Origin of the sequence: Bacillus sp. AFS073361, from assembly GCF_002567005.1 — a bacterium.
GTDB lineage: Bacteria > Bacillota > Bacilli > Bacillales > Cytobacillaceae > Neobacillus.
In genome coordinates this window covers 1-17,510 of sequence record NZ_NUZU01000226.1, presented here as the reverse complement: position 1 = coordinate 17,510, position 17,510 = coordinate 1, and the positions used below count along the sequence as shown (strand labels likewise).

At 43.3% G+C, this 17,510-nt stretch carries 11 protein-coding genes; all 11 read left to right on the top strand.

Translation table 11 applies throughout. The features are described from left to right. Nucleotides 1-162 precede the first annotated feature (162 nt). Nucleotides 163-2,043, top strand: a complete 1,881-nt coding sequence (locus tag COJ96_RS27460) for a beta-N-acetylhexosaminidase (protein ID WP_098576802.1) — start codon at nt 163-165, stop codon at nt 2,041-2,043. A gap of 25 nt (nt 2,044-2,068) precedes the next feature. Next, nucleotides 2,069-5,179, top strand: coding sequence for an alpha-mannosidase (locus COJ96_RS27455; protein ID WP_098576801.1), 3,111 nt, complete (start codon nt 2,069-2,071; stop codon nt 5,177-5,179). Nucleotides 5,180-5,674: 495 nt separating this feature from the next. Further along, nucleotides 5,675-6,604, top strand: a complete 930-nt coding sequence (locus tag COJ96_RS27450; RefSeq protein WP_098576800.1) for an ABC transporter permease — start codon at nt 5,675-5,677, stop codon at nt 6,602-6,604. A 159-nt stretch (nt 6,605-6,763) separates the two neighbouring features. Next, nucleotides 6,764-7,642 carry a carbohydrate ABC transporter permease gene (locus tag COJ96_RS27445; RefSeq protein WP_098576826.1) on the top strand — a complete coding sequence of 293 codons (879 nt, stop codon included), beginning with the start codon at nt 6,764-6,766 and terminating at the stop codon, nt 7,640-7,642. 23 nt (nt 7,643-7,665) lie between these two features. Then, nucleotides 7,666-9,123 (top strand): ABC transporter substrate-binding protein, encoded by a 1,458-nt coding sequence (locus tag COJ96_RS27440; RefSeq protein ID WP_098576799.1) that lies wholly within the window; start codon nt 7,666-7,668, stop codon nt 9,121-9,123. Nucleotides 9,124-9,231: 108 nt separating this feature from the next. After that, entirely contained in the window at nt 9,232-11,034 is a 1,803-nt protein-coding gene (locus COJ96_RS27435) for a sensor histidine kinase (RefSeq protein ID WP_098576798.1), read from the top strand. Continuing rightward, on the top strand, nt 11,027-12,535 hold the full coding sequence (locus COJ96_RS27430) for a response regulator transcription factor (protein ID WP_098576797.1): 1,509 nt from the start codon (nt 11,027-11,029) through the stop codon (nt 12,533-12,535). The genes COJ96_RS27435 and COJ96_RS27430 overlap by 8 nt, the downstream gene beginning before the upstream one ends. Nucleotides 12,536-12,552: 17 nt before the next feature. Further along, nucleotides 12,553-13,965: a glycoside hydrolase family 1 protein gene (locus tag COJ96_RS27425; RefSeq protein ID WP_098576796.1), complete on the top strand. Its 1,413-nt coding sequence runs from the start codon at nt 12,553-12,555 to the stop codon at nt 13,963-13,965. 2 nt (nt 13,966-13,967) lie between these two features. Then, entirely contained in the window at nt 13,968-14,915 is a 948-nt protein-coding gene (locus COJ96_RS27420; protein WP_257148654.1) for an ROK family protein, read from the top strand. 17 nt (nt 14,916-14,932) lie between these two features. Continuing rightward, a complete protein-coding gene (locus COJ96_RS27415; RefSeq protein ID WP_098576795.1) occupies nt 14,933-15,799 on the top strand; it encodes an ROK family protein in 867 nt (288 codons plus the stop codon). 285 nt (nt 15,800-16,084) lie between these two features. After that, the coding region (locus COJ96_RS27410; protein WP_098576794.1) for an ABC transporter ATP-binding protein at nt 16,085-17,510 on the top strand (1,426 nt) is incomplete at its 3' end.

Here is a 17,510-nt window from a genome sequence, read left to right as displayed (position 1 = left end):
AAACGTGTGAAATTCGCTGATAAAAGCGCCGGATTCGCTGATAAAATCCAAAAATTCGCCGATAAAACATAAATATTCGCCGATAAATCTATCAAACTAGTTTTTCTGGTGCTTTTATTTCGCAGTTTGTAGTTAAAAACAAAGAAAAAAGGGGAAATACAAGTGGAACTGTACCTCAAGGGGGACATATCTGCGGTCACGGATGGTCTCGAGCTTGTTTCTAAACGATTAAAGATTCAACTTTCTACTGATGGATACCCAATACAAGTCAAACATCAGCAAGGACCGTTAAGGGTTGTGAATAAAAACGGCCACGGAGAAATTTCATTCGAAAAGCCGATTCATTTTTTCCGGGCGCTTGGCTTGTGGCTGGAGAATTTTCAAAAAAACAATGAATTCGATATCACCGAGAATCCCCAGTTCAACATGAGCGGCGTGATGCTGGATGCGTCAAGAAATGCGGTTCCTACCGTTGCTGACGTAGAGAAGCTTCTCCAGCACATGGCCGTCATGGGATTAGACACCCTCATGCTTTATACGGAGGATACGTACGAGGTGAAGGAATATCCTTATTTTGGATATATGCGTGGAAGATATACATTTGAGGAGCTGCGGGCCTGTGATGAATATGCCGAAAAGCTCGGGATTGACATGATCCCTTGCATTCAAACCTTGGGCCACTTGCGGGAAGCTCTGAAATGGAACTATGCCGCAACGATCAGAGACACCGATGATATCTTACTCGTGGATGAGCCCCAAACGTATGAGTTTTTAGAGAGCTGTCTAAAAGCGGCTTCCGGGCCATTTCGAACCAAACGGATTCATATTGGGATGGACGAGACGTTTCAGCTGGGCCTAGGAAAATATTTGGAGAAGCATGGCTATGAAAACCATATTGAACTTATGAACCGGCATCTCCAAAAGGTGGTCTCCATTACCGATAAGCTCGGTCTGAAACCGATGATTTGGAGCGATATGTACTTCCCGCTGTTTGCCGAAAACAGCCCTTATAAGGATGAAAACGGCCGCATCCGCCAAGAAATTCTTGAAGGGATTCCGGATGTTGAGCTTGTTTATTGGAACTATTACCGGAAAGAACAAGAAGTATATGAACGAGATTTTCAACATCATAAGCTGCTCGGCTCCACGCCGATTTTTGCCGGCGGGGCTTGGACATGGAATGGACTGGTGCCGAACTATGGCAAGGCGATTGCGACCACGGTGGCGGGACTGGCCGCCTGTAAACAGGAAGGGATCGGCGAAATCTTTGTCACATTGTGGGGGGATAACGGGGCCGAAACGCCGTTTGCAACAGCCTACCCGATCTTGCAATTATTTGCCGAGCACACTTACCAAAAGGACGTGTCTATTGAAAAGGTGGCCGAGCGTTTTGAATTTTGCGGTGAGGGGCATTTTGCCGATTTTATGAATTTGAAATTATTGGATGAAACACCGGGTGTCATGGAAGATAACATGAATACCTCGATGACGTCGAAAGTCCTCTTATACCAAGATAGTTTAATAGGTTTATATGACGAGAATGTCCGCGGCCTTTCTTTAGGGGAGCACTATCAGCAGCTGGTACCCGTGCTTGAAAAAGCCAAACGAGAAAATCCAGCTTGGGAAGCTCTGTTTGATTTTTATGAACAGCTAGCGAGGGTGCTGGCTGACAAAGCGGAAATCGGCCTCAAGATCCTAGCAGCGTATCAGAACAACGATTTTGAACAAATGAAATCCATTCTTATGATTGTGGATCGAATCCAAGTGAATGTGGATCTATTAAGGCAAAAGCACCGAGATATTTGGTTTTCAGCGTATAAGCCATTTGGCTGGGAAGTAATCGATATTCGTTATGGCGGTGTGATGACCCGGATGGATTCTGTCAAATACCGGATTCAGGAGTGGCTTGAGGGAAGGATTCCCCGGATCGAGGAATTGGAAGAAAAACGGCTGCGCCATGATGGGCCATGGGAAATCGTGGAGGGGCTAGTAGGCGGTAATGTCTACCATCGGATCGTCACGGCTGGCAACTTTTCATTATAAAAACTAGTGATAACGAGGTGAAAGCATGTTCTTAACAGAAAGAAAATTTGAAGAGCGCATCAGGGAGTTAGAGGGTTACCGGTACCGGGACTTGACGGCGATCAACTCATTTTTCGCCCAGGAGGATGATGGTTCGATTGGTGCCTATCCACCTACTGTGTATGATGAACAAAAGGTGATGAATATCGGCGACTACTGGAAAGGCCGCGATCGCTATATTTGGCTTCATGCTGAGATCGATACTCATTTGTCCTATGCCGATCAGCAGATTGTCGGTCTATTCTCGTTTGGAAAAACGGGCGGGGGCAATAATTCAGGCTTTGAGTCGCTTCTATTTGTCAATGGCAAACCCTATCAGGGGGTCGATTCCAATCATGAAGAAGTGCTCTTCGATGACGAAACGGCCAAGGGGCCGATGAGTTTGGATTTCAGGCTCTGGTCAGGACTTGAGGGTGGAGGAATTCCGACAGAAAATGAATTTAAACTGAAAATGGCCGCGATTGGCTGGCTGGATCGCCGGGTAGATCATCTCTATTACACCCTTTTAGCCGCGTATGAAGTATTAAAGGAAACAAGTGAATCAGAATCCGCCTATACTGTTTTGAAAAAGTTGATTTCAGACGCGCTTCAGTTTATTAATTGGACCGAGCCCGGCAGCCCTGAATTTTATCAGTCCTGTTATGCGGCGGAGGAAAGTCTGACGGAGGCGATTCAGTCCTTCACCAAAACTTCAGACATCACCATTCATACTGTCGGCCATACCCATATTGATGTGGCCTGGCTTTGGCGGTTAAAAAATACACGGGAGAAGTCTGCTCGTTCTTTTTCAACGGTCTTGCATTTAATGAAGCAATTCCCTGAATATTTATTTCTGCAAACACAGCCTCAGCTCTATGACTATATCAAAACGGATTATCCTGAGATTTACGCTCAAATAAAGGAACGGGTGGCAGAAGGTAAATGGGAAGCCGGCGGCGCGATGTGGCTTGAGTCGGACTGTAATATTCCGAGCGGCGAATCGCTTGTCCGCCAAATCCTGCACGGGAAGAACTTTTTTAAAGAAGAGTTTGACGTCGATTGCGAATATTTATGGCTGCCGGACGTGTTCGGCTACAGCTGGGCGCTGCCGCAGATTTTAACCAAATCAGGCATTAAAACCATGATGACGACGAAAATTAGCTGGAATCAGTATAATCGGATGCCGCATGATACCTTTTACTGGAAAGGAATCGATGGTTCCGAGATTTTAACGCATTTTATTACGACGCCGGAGCCCTGGAATTCTCCGGACTCTTGGTTCTATACGTATAATGGCTTTATTACCGCGAAAACGGTGAATGGCACTTGGAAAGGTTATCGTGATAAGGATTTATCGAAAGATTTGCTTCTATCTTATGGATATGGTGATGGCGGCGGCGGTGTTAATCGGCATATGCTTGAAATGCGCCGCAGATTTGATGCGCTCCCAGGAATGCCGAAGGTAAAAACGTCGACAGCCGGAGAATTTTTTGAAAAGCTTCACGAGAATGTGGCTGAATCGGATGGCTATATCCATAAATGGGATGGCGAGCTGTACCTGGAGTACCACCGGGGCACGTATACCAGCCAGGCGTTTATGAAGCAGATGAATCGAAAATTGGAGCTCCTCTACCGACGGGCTGAATTTCTTACTTCATGGCTTTCTGAAAATGGCCAATGGATGGGAACAGACGAACTGAAAAATGGCTGGAAGATCATTTTGCGCAATCAATTCCATGATATTATTCCCGGCTCCTCCATCCATGAGGTGTATGAGGATGCCAAAGAAGAATACAAGGAAGCGCATGAGCTAGTTCGAAACGTGGAATCCCGTATCATTGAGCACGGAATCGAAAAGGATGACCGCTCTGTCGTGCTCTTTAATGCCACTCACCACCAGGGGAAGAAAAATGTGGCGGTCCAGCAATTTGCTGATTTTGCCGGAGGCGTTTGGAAAAACAGCAAGGGAGAAATTTTAACCCATCAAAAACGGGTTAATGGCTGGCTGATTGAAGTTGACACCCTTCCATCCTTTGGGGCGAAGACGTTATATTTTGAACCGGCGGCAGCCGTTCAGGAAACGAATTCGAATTTCAACTATCAGGACCGGAAATTGGAAACCCCGTATTACTTGGTTGAATGGAATGAATTTGGTCAACTGACGTCCCTCTTTGATAAGGAAGCAGGCCGTGGGGTTCTCGCTGAGAATCAAAAGGGGAATATCTTGCAAATTTTTGAAGATAAGCCTCTTGCCCATGATGCTTGGGATATCGATCTTTTTTATCAAGAAAAAATGGAAGAAATTCGTGATTTAATCAGTTTTGAAGTCTTGGAAAATGGGGAATTGGCGTTTACGATTCTTGCCCAGTGGACCTATCACCATTCTGAAATCACCCAGCGGATTGTCTTTTATCAAAATGACCGCCGCATTGATTTTGAAACAACGGTGGACTGGCATGAAAAGAGAAAACTGCTGAAGGCTGCCTTCCCAGTGGATATTCGCGCCACCGAGGCCACGTATGATATTCAATATGGAAATGTGAAGCGCCCGACTCATTGGAATACAAGCTGGGATATGGCTAAATTTGAAACGGTCGGCCATCAGTGGGCCGACCTGTCAGAACCAGACTATGGGGTAAGCCTGCTGAACGATTCCAAGTATGGCTACGACATTAAAGAACATATCATGCGGATTACCCTACTAAAATCAGCCATCCATCCTGATCCACAAGCAGATCAGGGAACCCATTCGTTCGTTTATTCGCTTTACCCGCATATCGGGGACTGGCGCAAAGCGAAAACGGTGGAAGCAGCGTGGGATTTGAACGATCCTGTTGTGGCTTCTGAAGGGAAATGGGCAAAGGAAGAGTCCTTCCTCGAAATGGATTCGGACCATGTTTGGATTGATGCGATTAAGCCGGCTTATGATGGCAACGGAATCATTATCCGCCTTCATGAATATGAAGGACGCAGGGGCAAGATTTCTTTGGATATTCTCGCAGGCATCAACACATGGGCAGAAACCAATTTGATGGAAGAACCTATTGGAGAGGCATCGGCATCGCCGATTGAGTTTGAAATCAAACCGTATGAGATTAAGACTTTTCGAGTTTTATAGGATTAGGCTGTGTTAATGGTGCTTCGTTATTAAAAGACACAAGAATGGACGTATGAATTGGCATACGTCTTTTCTTTATTTATCAAGGTTTCTGAGAAATCAGAGGGTCCGCCCGCACTTATCGATTGGTTTGGAATCAGGTTAATCACCCGAGTGGATAAATAGGCGGAAAAATTCCGCTTAATTCGTAATTATGATTAAAAAAGGCTTAAATAGCCGGAGAAATTCCGCCTATTGATTCGAAAAACGTGTCAATATGAGATTTTTCATTGCATAAGCGGAAAACCTTCCCTTATTTCCCCCAAAACGAGCTCCATTTTGCATTTAACCGGAAAAACTCCGCTTATTTTACTTTTACCAGGATCTTTCATCTGATTGTACTAAATTCTAAGATTTTTGCACTTAATCCCAAATTAGTCAACTATAATTAGGTCTCCTTTCCCTATAAAATAAAGGTATGGAAGTGCTTACATAACACTTGGAGGGAGGAGAAACATGAAAAAGATATTTAGCGATCTCTATAAAAATCGAGTTTGGCTGCTTATGGTGTTACCGGGAACAATTTGGCTGCTTCTATTTTCGTATTTGCCGATGTTTGGACAGGTATTGGCCTTTAAAAAGTTCCGAATTGATCCCGATGGATTTTTTGCCAGCGTCATGAATAGTGAATGGGTTGGCTTTGACAACTTCAAATATTTATTCAGTACAAATGATGCCTGGATCATTACCAGAAATACCATCCTCTACAATCTTGTCTTTATCGTATTAGGGCTGATAACGGCGGTTGCAACAGCCGTCTTGCTCAGTGAGTTAATCAATAAGAGGCTGTCGAAGGTTTACCAAACTTCTATCTTGTTCCCGCATTTTATTTCATGGGTTATCGGCAGTTATTTTGTCTTCACTTTCTTAAGTACGGAACATGGTTTGTTAAATCATATTCTGGGCTGGTTCCATGTTGACCCTATATCGTGGTATAGCGAATCGAAATATTGGCCAATCATTCTCGTATTCATGAGCATGTGGAAGGGCGTTGGTTACGGCAGTATCGTTTACTTAGCCTCCATCGTCGGGATTGACCGGACGTATTACGAGGCAGCGATGATTGATGGCGCTTCAAAATGGAAGCAGATTAAACATGTTACCCTGCCAATGCTTAAGCCATTAATGATTATCCTGACCATCATGAATATTGGGCGGATCTTCAACTCGGATTTCGGATTGTTTTATCAAGTGCCAAGAGATTCGGGAGCTCTCTATGGGGTGACCAATGTCATTGATACCTTCGTATACCGGGGTCTGATGAATCTGGGGGATATCGGCATGAGTACGGCTGCAGGTCTATACCAATCGGCTGTTGGATTTATCCTCGTGATCATTACCAATTACATTGTCCGTAAAGTGGATGAGGAAAGTGCCTTGTTTTAATGTTCATTTCTTTAAGAAGGGAGGAAAAGTCGCCCGGCGGCTATTGATATGCCAAAACTAGAACAAACCCAATCAACGCTTCTTGTTTCAAAACCAGTAGAAGAAATTAACGAGGGGAAGCCTAAGGTTGTTAGGAAGAAGTATCGGAACCCTCAACATATGCATCCAGCCGCAAATGCTATTATTAGTGTGCTGCTTGGGATTCTTGCATTTACGTGTATCTTTCCTTTTATCTATGTCATTATCATTTCGTTTACAAGTGAGGAAAGTATCGTCAGGAACGGTTTTCAATTGATCCCGAAGGAATGGAGCTTGGATGCTTATCATTATCTCTGGGGGATGAAGGAGTCCTTTTTCCGCTCCTATGGTGTCACGATTTTTATTACCATTGTCGGTACCATCATCAGTGTATTCATGATTACCTTTTATGCCTACGCGATTTCAAGACCGCAATTTAAGTATCGCAGATTTTTCACATTTCTCGCATTCTTTACGATGCTTTTCAGTGGCGGACTGGTGCCGACTTACATCGTGGTCACCCAGTTCCTGCATTTGAAAAATTCCGTTTGGGCACTGATCCTGCCCCTTGCGATGAATGCGTTTTATATTATCATTATGAGAACCTTTTTCTTAAAATCCGTTTCTGAATCGATTTTGGAATCGGCAAGAATCGATGGGGCAAGTGAATGGAGAATCTTCTTCCAAATCATCTTCCCACTTTCTTTACCGGGAATTGCCACCATTGCCTTGTTCAGTACATTGGGTTATTGGAATGACTGGTTTACGGCCTTGCTTTATATTGATAATCCTAATCTGGTGCCGCTTCAAGCTTTACTCATGAAAATTGAGGCAAATCTTGAATTTATGAGAAAAAATATGGATGTCGCTATCATGCAGTCAAGTTTATTTGATACGATTCCGCAAGAATCAGCCAAAATGGCTATGGTTGTAATCGCCACCTTACCGATCGCAGTCTCGTACCCGTTCTTCCAAAAGTACTTTATTAGCGGACTGACGATTGGCGGCGTTAAAGAATAATCAACAGAAAGAGGAGAAGAGGAATGAAGAAAAAGAAGTTAGGCATTATGCTCGCAACCCTACTGGCAGCCGGAACCCTTCTATCTGCCTGCACCAGCAAAGACAGTTCCACATCAGAAAAGGGCGGTAAAGATGGACAGCCTTATGAAATTAATTGGTACACGATTGGAACTCCGCAAAAAGATACTGAAAAAGTTTTTGCAGAAGTCAACAAGTACACAAAGAAAAAAATCAATGCCACAGTGAAAATGACGCAAATTGACTGGGGAGATTGGGATCAAAAATCACAGGTGATGATCAATTCAGGGGAACCGTTTGATATTATTTTTACCAATGGGACCTCTTACGTTCAAAATGCCCAAAAAGGTGCCTTTAAGGACATTGACGGTATGTTAGAAAAAGAGGGAAAAGAGCTTAAAGCAGCTCTCAACCCGGCCCTGTTAGAAGGAATTAAGGTCAATGGAAAAATTTATGGCGTTCCTACGAATAAAGAGGCTGCCAGACAATCGGTTTATACCTTTAATAAACGCCTTGTAGACAAATACCACTTTGATCTTTCCAAAGTAAAAAGCTTGGAAGACCTTGAACCGATGCTGCAAACGATTAAAGAGAATGAACCTAGCGTCACGCCAATGGCAACATTCAAAGCCTATCTGCCATACGATTATATCTTTAATAATGAAATGCCATTTGCCTTTGCGATGGAAGGCGATCGGGACCATGTGATTAATCAATTTGAATCTAATTTAACTATGAAAACCTATAAAACTATGCATCAATATTATAAGGCTGGATTCCTTAAAGAAGATGCAGCGACAAGTAAAGACAGCTGGCCAATGGATGTAGAAAACTGGTTTGTCCGCATGGGTGATTCTCAGCCATATGCTGATTTATTATGGTCTCGCTCGGCTAAGTATGATGTGGTTTCTGTTCCGGCGGAAGATCCGATTACCATTAATGATTCTGTATCCGGTTCCATTCAGGCCATCTCAGCCACATCTAAGAATCCTGAGAAAGCAATGGAATTCCTGACACTGCTTAACACAGATCCATACCTACGCAACCTTGTTGACAAAGGGATAGAAGGCGTACATTACGAAAAGAATGACAACGGAACGATTAAAGACCTTCCAGCACGTATCGATCGTTATAATGTTCCATCTTATTCACTTGGAAACTTCTTTGTTTTGGATTTGTATGAAAATGACCCTAAAGATAAGTGGGCTAAATTCGAAGAGTTTAACAAATCTGCCAAAACTGCGCCAACCCTTGGTTTCCATTTTAACAGCGACCCTGTAAGATCTGAGCTTGCATCCATTACGAATATATCAAAAGAATTCTATCCGGCATTGGCAACAGGTTCTGTTGATCCAGAAGAGTACTTGCCAAAATATAATAAGAAGTTAAAAGAAGCTGGAATTGACAAGGTCCTAAAAGAAATTCAAAAGCAATTTGACGATTGGAAGAGCAAGCAAAAATAAGCACAAAAAAGTCAAGCTGGGTGGGAAATCTCAGCTTGATTTTATTTGAAACCGTAGTTTCCGGTGGTAGACTAGAAAAAACAATAAGTATCATTTGAGGACATCAAAATGGGATTAAGAAGAAAAGGACGTTTTACTCAAAGAATATTTAATAAACTATTCTTGGCATCATCTATCACTATTATTTTAACCATCATTGTTTTAATCGTTACGATTACGAACTATTACTCGGAAGTGATTGTTCAAAAAGAAGTGAACGTCAATACCAGAACGATGGAGCGGGTGGAGGATTATTTTTCCGCTAAAGATGCAGATATTAATCGGTCCAAAAGGGATTTTTATGTGAACGGGGAAGTCATTGATGATATGTCCTTTGCCCTTCAAAATGGGTATGCGAAATATTTGGAATACCGTCTCGACAAATTTTCGGAGGGCAAGTCCTTTGTACCGAATAATATTGATACGTATTTCAATGCCTATTTCGGTCAAGATAGCGATATTAATGCGATCAGTCTGCGTTCGTTGGAGACCCCAACTGTCGAATACCTGCTCATTTTTCAAAATTTACGATGGAATAAAAGCATCATCGATCCTTCCGGGCATTTAGGCAGCCTGTATCTATCAGAAGAAATTCCTAATCTTGGCAGGCATGGTATTCCACGAAGCAGGCAGCTAAGAGATACGTTTACCAAAAAGATTGTCGTTAACAATCCTGTGACCTTGAAAAAAATTGGTGAGATTACTATTTTTTATTCTACCAATCGTCTAGAAAAAATGGTCAAAAAGCGTGATGGAGTGCCTGCTTCCTTTTTTATCATGGATGCGGAAGGCGAAATTGTTTATTCCGTCAATAAGGGGGATGTTCCCTTAGACATGATCAAACAGATAAAGCCGGAAACCAATGAGAAAAAAATAAAGTGGCGAAATGACCATTTCTATATCAGTACCATTGCGAACCAGGGGGATTATTCGTATATCAGTGTGATTCCCGATCGAGGGTGGCAAAAGCTGACCATTGTCAGAGGAACGATGTGGGGGGTCATTATCTTCTTCATCAGTATTTCCATTTTAATTTCCTATTCGTTTACTCGAAACTATTCCAGGCGTATTAATAAGATTGTTGCGATTATTCGGCAGGTGGAGAACGGAAATCTGGATGCCAGGATACCGGAATCCAAGCATGAGGATGAATTATCCAGGATTGCTGTTAATATCAATTCGATGTTAGATGAATTGAATAATTATATTGAACAATTTTACTTGCTAAATTTAAAGCAGCAGCAAGCGGAATTAAAAGCACTACAGGCCCAAATCGATCCTCATTTTTTATTTAATACGTTAGAGGCGATCCGGATGGTGGCTGTTGTAGAGGGTTCAAAAACGTCTAGTAAAATGATTTTCCATTTATCCAAGCTATTCCGCTACTCGTTAGAGTCAAAAGACACGGTGCCTTTGTATACAGAAATTGAATATGTCAATCAGTATTTAAAATTAATGCAATTTAAATTCCCAAACAAACTACAGGTTGATATTCATATACCTAGTGACGTGGAGCAAACACCTGTGCAAAAGCTCATTTTGCAGCCGATCATCGAAAATTATTTTGTTCATGGTTTTAGAAAAAACCGTACTGACAATGAGTTACACATTCGTGCCACTCAGCTTGGAGAAATGTTGGAAATCACAGTGGAGGATAATGGTAAGGGGATAACGGAGGAGGATCTTGCGATGATTGTCCAGCATCTTAATTGTGAAGAGGGAGATGAAATGGATTCCATTGGATTAAGAAATATCCATCAACGTTTAAAACTGAAATATGGAGATACATTCGGTATTTCTGTGAAAAGTATTAATGATAAGGGAACGATTGTGACACTCTCTATTCCAGTAAGAGGGACCAGCCATGTATAAGGTGCTTCTTGTGGATGATGAGCCATTAATTACGATCGGCCTTCAAGCCCTCCTGGATTGGGAGGACTATGGGTTTGAAATTGTGTCGCGTGCCGAGAGCGGGGAAGAGGCGCTTGCTTATCTTAAAGAACATCCAGTCGACCTCCTTATTACAGACATATTAATGGGAGAAATGTCCGGTTTAGATTTAATTGAGGAAGCGAAAAAAATCCAGCCGAAGGTGAAATGTATTATTTTAACGGGTTACCAAGAATTCGAGTATATTAAGCAAGGTCTGTTATTGGGGATTGAAAACTATTTAGTCAAACCAGTGGATGAGGAAGAATTATTAACGACCGTACAAAATGTAGGCCGGAAAATGAATGCCGTGTCGGGCGGTAATCAGGCACAGGAACCGTCCACCCTATTGGATAATACCTTGTGGCGGTTTTTGAATGGCGAGATTGAGAAGAACGACTGTCTGGAAAGATTGTCATTATATGATATCCAGTTTACTCAGCCGTATTATTCCGTTTCGATTTTAAGCTTTGAAAACTATGACAGTGTGGAGATTTTAAAGGAGCTCAGAACCTTTATTGAGGAACATTGCACAGCTGTTTGTTTATTCAGTCCCAATCAAGACTTGGTCATTATTTTAGGGAGCGAAAAGGAAAAGGACCTATATCGATATAACCAAGGTCTGGTCGAGCAGCTAAAGGATGAAGAAAGAGGGGCCGGTTTATTCTATTTAGCGATGGGAAAGCCGGTAAAAACGGTAGACGAATTAGAAGAAAGTTATATGAGAGCAAGGGAATATAGCTTATTGCAGTTATATTCATCCCCAAATGTACTTCTTTCCGAACATTTGACGATTGATAAGCATGAAGAATTAAAAAAACAGCAAGAATTTAAAGAAACGATTGTCAAGCAGCTATTAAAAGCAGAGGGAGAAGTTTTACAACGGATTGATTCATTTTTTCAGGATCTCACCAAGAATTCTAGCTTTATCTCCCCGCCAGCTGCCAGAAAATATATCTTTGATTTACTTTCTTATATCCATTATTCGCTGCAGCCGAACGATCTCTCCTATCATACAGCTGCCATCGAAAGAATCGCGTATAGCTCTGATATTGACGAGATGAAAGCCATTTTGAAGGAATATTGCCAGGAATTAATTTTTTCGATCCACAAACAAGTCAATAATCGAAGTCCGATTGTTCAAAATGTCCTTGATTATATCCATGCCCACTATGATGAAGGGATTTCGTTAAAAACATTGGGCCAGCAGTTTCATGTGAATGCCATCTATTTAGGGCAATTATTTCAAAAAGAAGTAGGGGCGGTTTTTTCAGAATACCTAAACCGATACCGATTGGAAAAGGCAAAGGAGCTCCTCAAAACCACCCATTACCGTGCAGGTGAAATTGGCAAAAAAGTCGGGTATTCGGATACGGCTTATTTCTATAAACAGTTCAAAAAAAGTGTGGGAACGACACCAAGTGAATGGAGAAAAATTAAATAACAGGATGGTGATCATCAATGATTAATCGTTTGCAAGAAGATAACCTTACCTATCGTTTTCCAACAAACTTTTGGTGGGGAAGTGCCGCTTCAGGCCCGCAAACGGAAGGCGCAGCGCTGGTGGATGGAAGAAAGCAAAGTATCTGGGATTATTGGTACAGCATGGAACCTGCTAGTTTTCATCATGGGGTGGGCCCGGAACATACATCGGATTTCTATCATCGGTTTAAAGAAGATATCCAGCTGATGAAAGAAACGGGCCATAACTCCTTTCGAACCTCGATTCAATGGTCACGTTTGATTCCGGATGGAACGGGTGAAGTAAACGGGAAGGCCGTTGCCTTTTACAACCAGGTCATCGATGAATTGATTGCTCAAGACATCGAACCATTTATGAATTTATACCATTTCGATATGCCGATGTGCATGCAGGAAAAAGGCGGCTGGGAAAGCCGGGAGGTCATCGACGCCTATGTGAATTATGCGGAGACCTGCTTTCGCTTATTTGGCGACCGTGTGAAATATTGGTTTACCTTTAACGAACCGATCGTCCCGGTTGAGGCCGGGTATCTATATAATTGGCATTTTCCAAATATAGTAGATTTCAAACGGGGGGCAACGGTTGCCCACCATACCATTGTGGCCCATGCGAAGGCAGTAGAAGCCTTTAGAAAAATGAATGTGGACGGAAAAATCGGCATTATCCTCAATCTCACCCCCTCTTATCCACGGAGCCAGGATGCCGAAGATGTGAAGGCTGCCCATATTTCGGATCTGTTCTTTAATCGCAGCTTTCTTGATCCGGTCACAAAGGGGGAGTATCCCCGTGATTTGGTTGATATTTTAAAAGAAAGAGACCTGCTTCCAGCCGTGGAGGCCGGTGATTTGGAAGTGATTAGAAATCATCCGATTGATCTATTAGGCGTGAACTACTACCAGCCGCGCCGTGTGAAAGCGAAAGAGAAGCCTGAGCCGGAGAATGCTCCGTTTATGCCGGAACATCTTTTTGATCCGTATATCATGCCAGGCAGGAAAATCAATCCGCACCGTGGTTGGGAAATCTGCGAGGAAGTGATCTATGATATTATGATTGACCTCCGTGACAACTATCGTAATCTGCCATTCTTTATTTCGGAAAATGGAATGGGTGTGGAAGGGGAAGAAAAGTTCCGTCATGCGGAAGGGTTTATTGAGGATGATTATCGGATTGAATTTATTCAGGAACACTTGAAATGGGTGCATAAAGCGCTTGAAGAGGGAGCGAATTGCTTGGGATATCACCTATGGACCTTCATGGATAACTGGTCATGGACGAACGCTTATAAGAACCGATATGGATTAGTGGAAGTAGATTTAAAGAACCATTTAACACGAACGGTTAAAAAATCAGGGAAATGGTATAAACAGTTATCTGAAAACAATGGGTTTTAACCATGAAATGGGCAGTGGATGAAAATGAGGTGAGTCGGATGAAAGCGTACATGGTATTCGATGTGGGCGGCACCTATATCAAATATGCTGTGATGGATCAAGAAGGAAAGAAATTAGAAAGTGGCAAGTTTCCGACTCCTTGTGATGGATTAGAAAGCTTCTTGCAGAAACTCAGCCAAGTAACAAAGGAATGTTCGAATTCATTTGAATTGCAAGGCATTGCTTTAAGTTCACCTGGTGCGGTAAATGGTAAAACGGGGTTTATTGGTGGTGCCAGTGCAATTCCATATATCCATGGAGTTTGTATGACTGACCTCTTAAGGGAGCGAACGGGTTTCCCGGTATCGATCGAAAATGATGCCAATTGCGCCGCTTTGGCGGAAGGATGGTTAGGTGCGGCAAAAGGCACGGGATACTATATTTGTATTGTCATAGGGACAGGAATTGGCGGCAGTATCGTCATGAACCAATCGATCTTACGCGGGGCTTCACTCCACGGCGGGGAGTTCGGTTACATGATTATGGGAACAGAGTCTAAAAATCCGCTTGATCAAACCTGGAGCAAGACCGCTTCGACCCATGCTTTAGTGGAGGAGGTCACCAGGAGAAAGTCACTGGCAAAAGGAACGTTGAACGGGGAAGAAGTATTTCGTTTGGCCGAAGAAGGGGACCCGATTGCGAAGGAGAGTATTGCAGAATTTTATAAAAAGCTTGCGATCGGAATTTATAATTTGAAATATGCCTTGGACCCGCAAAAAGTCCTCATTGGCGGCGGCATTAGCAAGCGGCTGGAAGTGATTGACGGGATCAATCGTGAATTGAAACGGTTAAAGGACGACATTTCAACGTTACATATAGAAGTACAAGCCTGTCAATTTGAAAACGATGCCAACCTAATCGGGGCATTGTTTCATTTCCTCAAGGACACAGGCCGGTTTGAAGAATTATAGATTAGGAGGAGCTGCGAATGCTTGGTGGAATTGAAGCTGGCGGGACAAAATTTATTTGTGCCGTTGGAGACAAAAAGGGAACGATTGTGGACCGAATTCAAATCCCGACCACTACCCCGGATGAAACGATTCCGAAGGTCATTGAATTTTGTAAAAAATATCCGATTGAAGCGATTGGAATTGGGTCGTTTGGTCCGATTGATGTTAACCGGGAAAGTCCCACATACGGGCACATCACGTCTACCCCAAAACCAGGTTGGAAGGATTATCCGTTTGTGCAAGGGTTTGAGGATGAATTTGGGGTTCCCATCGGATTTCATACCGACGTGAATGCCGCCGCGTTAGGCGAGGCAACTTTTGGTGCAGCCAAAGGGATGGATGGCTGTTTGTATATAACGGTTGGAACAGGAATTGGAGCAGGTGCACTCGTTCAGGGGCAGATGCTTCAAGGGCATTCTCATCCGGAAATGGGGCATATTTTGGTTAGGCGTCATCCGGAAGATCTATATAAGGGGCGGTGCCCGTACCATGGTGATTGTCTGGAAGGATTGGCGGCCGGTCCTGCCATTGAAGGGCGCTGGGGGCAAAAAGGAATAGAGTTAGTGGACAGAAAGGAAGTATGGGAATTAGAAGGCTACTATATCGCCCAGGCACTGATGCAATATATTTTGATTCTTTCACCGAAAAAGATTATCCTGGGCGGCGGCGTCATGAACCAGAAACAGGTATTCCCGTCGATCTACCAGCACTTGAAGGAATTTCTCCGTGAGTATGTTTCATTGCCGGAGCTGTCAGAATATATTGTAAGCCCTGGTTTAGGCAATGATGCCGGGATTACAGGGGCGCTTTTGCTGGCCGATCAGGCATTGACTAAAGAGCCATAAATCATATTAATAGAAGAAACGTGCCACCACGTTAAAGGGTGGTACGTTTTTTTGTTGCGGAAAAAGACTTTATTTTAACCAATGAATCTATGGTTTTGCCAATAGGAGGGAGGGAATCGTCCTGCTAAACTATTGGAAAGGCTTACATGGATACCGGTTTAGGACACGAAAGGGGGTGGAGGTTTTCAAAAATTTAGAGAACCTAAACGATTTTCGAAATATTTCTCACTTTAATCTATATAAATGTAAGGTATGTAAATTTTTAGGTTACATAAGGAGGAAAAAATGTTCGTTTTTAAAAAGTTGAAGTTGTTTTATCTTCCTTTTAAAAAGGATTTTATCTGGTCGTTGCTCTTTATGCTGCTTGTCGCTGCGATTACCGTCATCTATCCGGTCATTTTGCAGGTAACCATTGATGATGTCGTGCTTGGGCGGAAATATGACTGGGTGCCGTGGATTGCCTTGGGATTTATCGTCATCATGGGGGTAAAAGCCTTCTCAACCTTCATTCAGCATTATTTGGCAGATATGTTCGGTATTAAATCCGTGTACCTGCTCCGAAATGCTCTCTATGAAAAGCTGCAGCGGCTATCCTTCAGCTATTACGATAACGCAAAGACAGGGGATTTAATGTCCCGTTTGACTGCGGATGTGGAAGGTTTTCGCTTTTTTGTATCCTTCGGCTTTAGCGAGGTTCTTCGCTTTGTCATTGTCGTGGGGACCAGTCTTTGTGTGATGTTCTATTATTCCGTTTCCTTGACTTTGGTCACGATGATGTCCCTGCCTTTTTTAAGTGTGGTGGTTTATAAGTTCGATCGTGCCGTCCACCCGGCGTTCCGTGGGATTCGCGAATCGTTCGGCCGCTTAAATACCATGGTGCAGGAAAATATTAACGGGATTCACACGGTTAAAGCCCTGTCAAAGGAAAAGGAGGAAACGAAGCGTTTTAACTCCTCCAATCAGGAGTACAGGACCAAGCAGCTGGCTACGTCGGTGGTATGGTCGAAATATTTTCCGCTGATGGAGCTGATCGGCAATATTTCCGTTGTCGCCTTGCTGGCCTATGGCGGATTTCAAGTGATCAGTGGAGCGTTAAAGCCCGGGGAGCTAGTCGCCTTTTACAGTCTTGTTTGGTATATTATTTGGCCGATTATGAACCTGGGATTCACCATTAATATGTTCTCACAGGCAAAAGCTTCCGGCGAAAGGCTTCTTGAAGTTTTGGAAGCAGATGAATCGATTATGGATGGCGATGACATCAGACATAGCGGCAGAATGGCAGGAAAGGTGAACTTCGATCAGGTCACGTTCCATTATCAATCGGAAGAGGCGGCCGCACTTAAGGAAATCACCTTTTCCGCGCCTCCCGGAACAACGATTGGGCTTATTGGCGCAACTGGTTCTGGGAAAACCAGTATGATTCAGCTTCTGTCCCGTTTTTATGAACCGACGGCAGGGACGATTGTGATTGATGATCAACCGATTCAGGAATACGGGTTGAAAATGCTGCGTTCGCAAATTGGCGTTGTCTTACAGGAAACCTTTCTGTTTTCATCCACGATCAAGGCCAATATTGCGTACGGAAGACCAGATGCGGCGCTGGAGGAAATTATCGATGCGGCCAAACGGGCCCAGGCTCATGATTTTATTATGGAGCTGCCTGATGGATATGACACGAAGCTGGGGGAACGGGGAATGGGGCTCTCCGGGG

Coding starts and splice junctions, on each gene's coding strand:
- COJ96_RS27445 (WP_098576826.1), top strand. CDS start 6,764: ATGCATCCAGCCGCAAATGCTATTATTAGTGTGCTGCTTGGGATTCTT.
- COJ96_RS27455 (WP_098576801.1), top strand. CDS start 2,069: ATGTTCTTAACAGAAAGAAAATTTGAAGAGCGCATCAGGGAGTTAGAG.
- COJ96_RS27425 (WP_098576796.1), top strand. CDS start 12,553: ATGATTAATCGTTTGCAAGAAGATAACCTTACCTATCGTTTTCCAACA.
- COJ96_RS27420 (WP_257148654.1), top strand. CDS start 13,968: ATGAAATGGGCAGTGGATGAAAATGAGGTGAGTCGGATGAAAGCGTAC.
- COJ96_RS27430 (WP_098576797.1), top strand. CDS start 11,027: ATGTATAAGGTGCTTCTTGTGGATGATGAGCCATTAATTACGATCGGC.
- COJ96_RS27435 (WP_098576798.1), top strand. CDS start 9,232: ATGGGATTAAGAAGAAAAGGACGTTTTACTCAAAGAATATTTAATAAA.
- COJ96_RS27440 (WP_098576799.1), top strand. CDS start 7,666: ATGAAGAAAAAGAAGTTAGGCATTATGCTCGCAACCCTACTGGCAGCC.
- COJ96_RS27415 (WP_098576795.1), top strand. CDS start 14,933: ATGCTTGGTGGAATTGAAGCTGGCGGGACAAAATTTATTTGTGCCGTT.
- COJ96_RS27450 (WP_098576800.1), top strand. CDS start 5,675: ATGAAAAAGATATTTAGCGATCTCTATAAAAATCGAGTTTGGCTGCTT.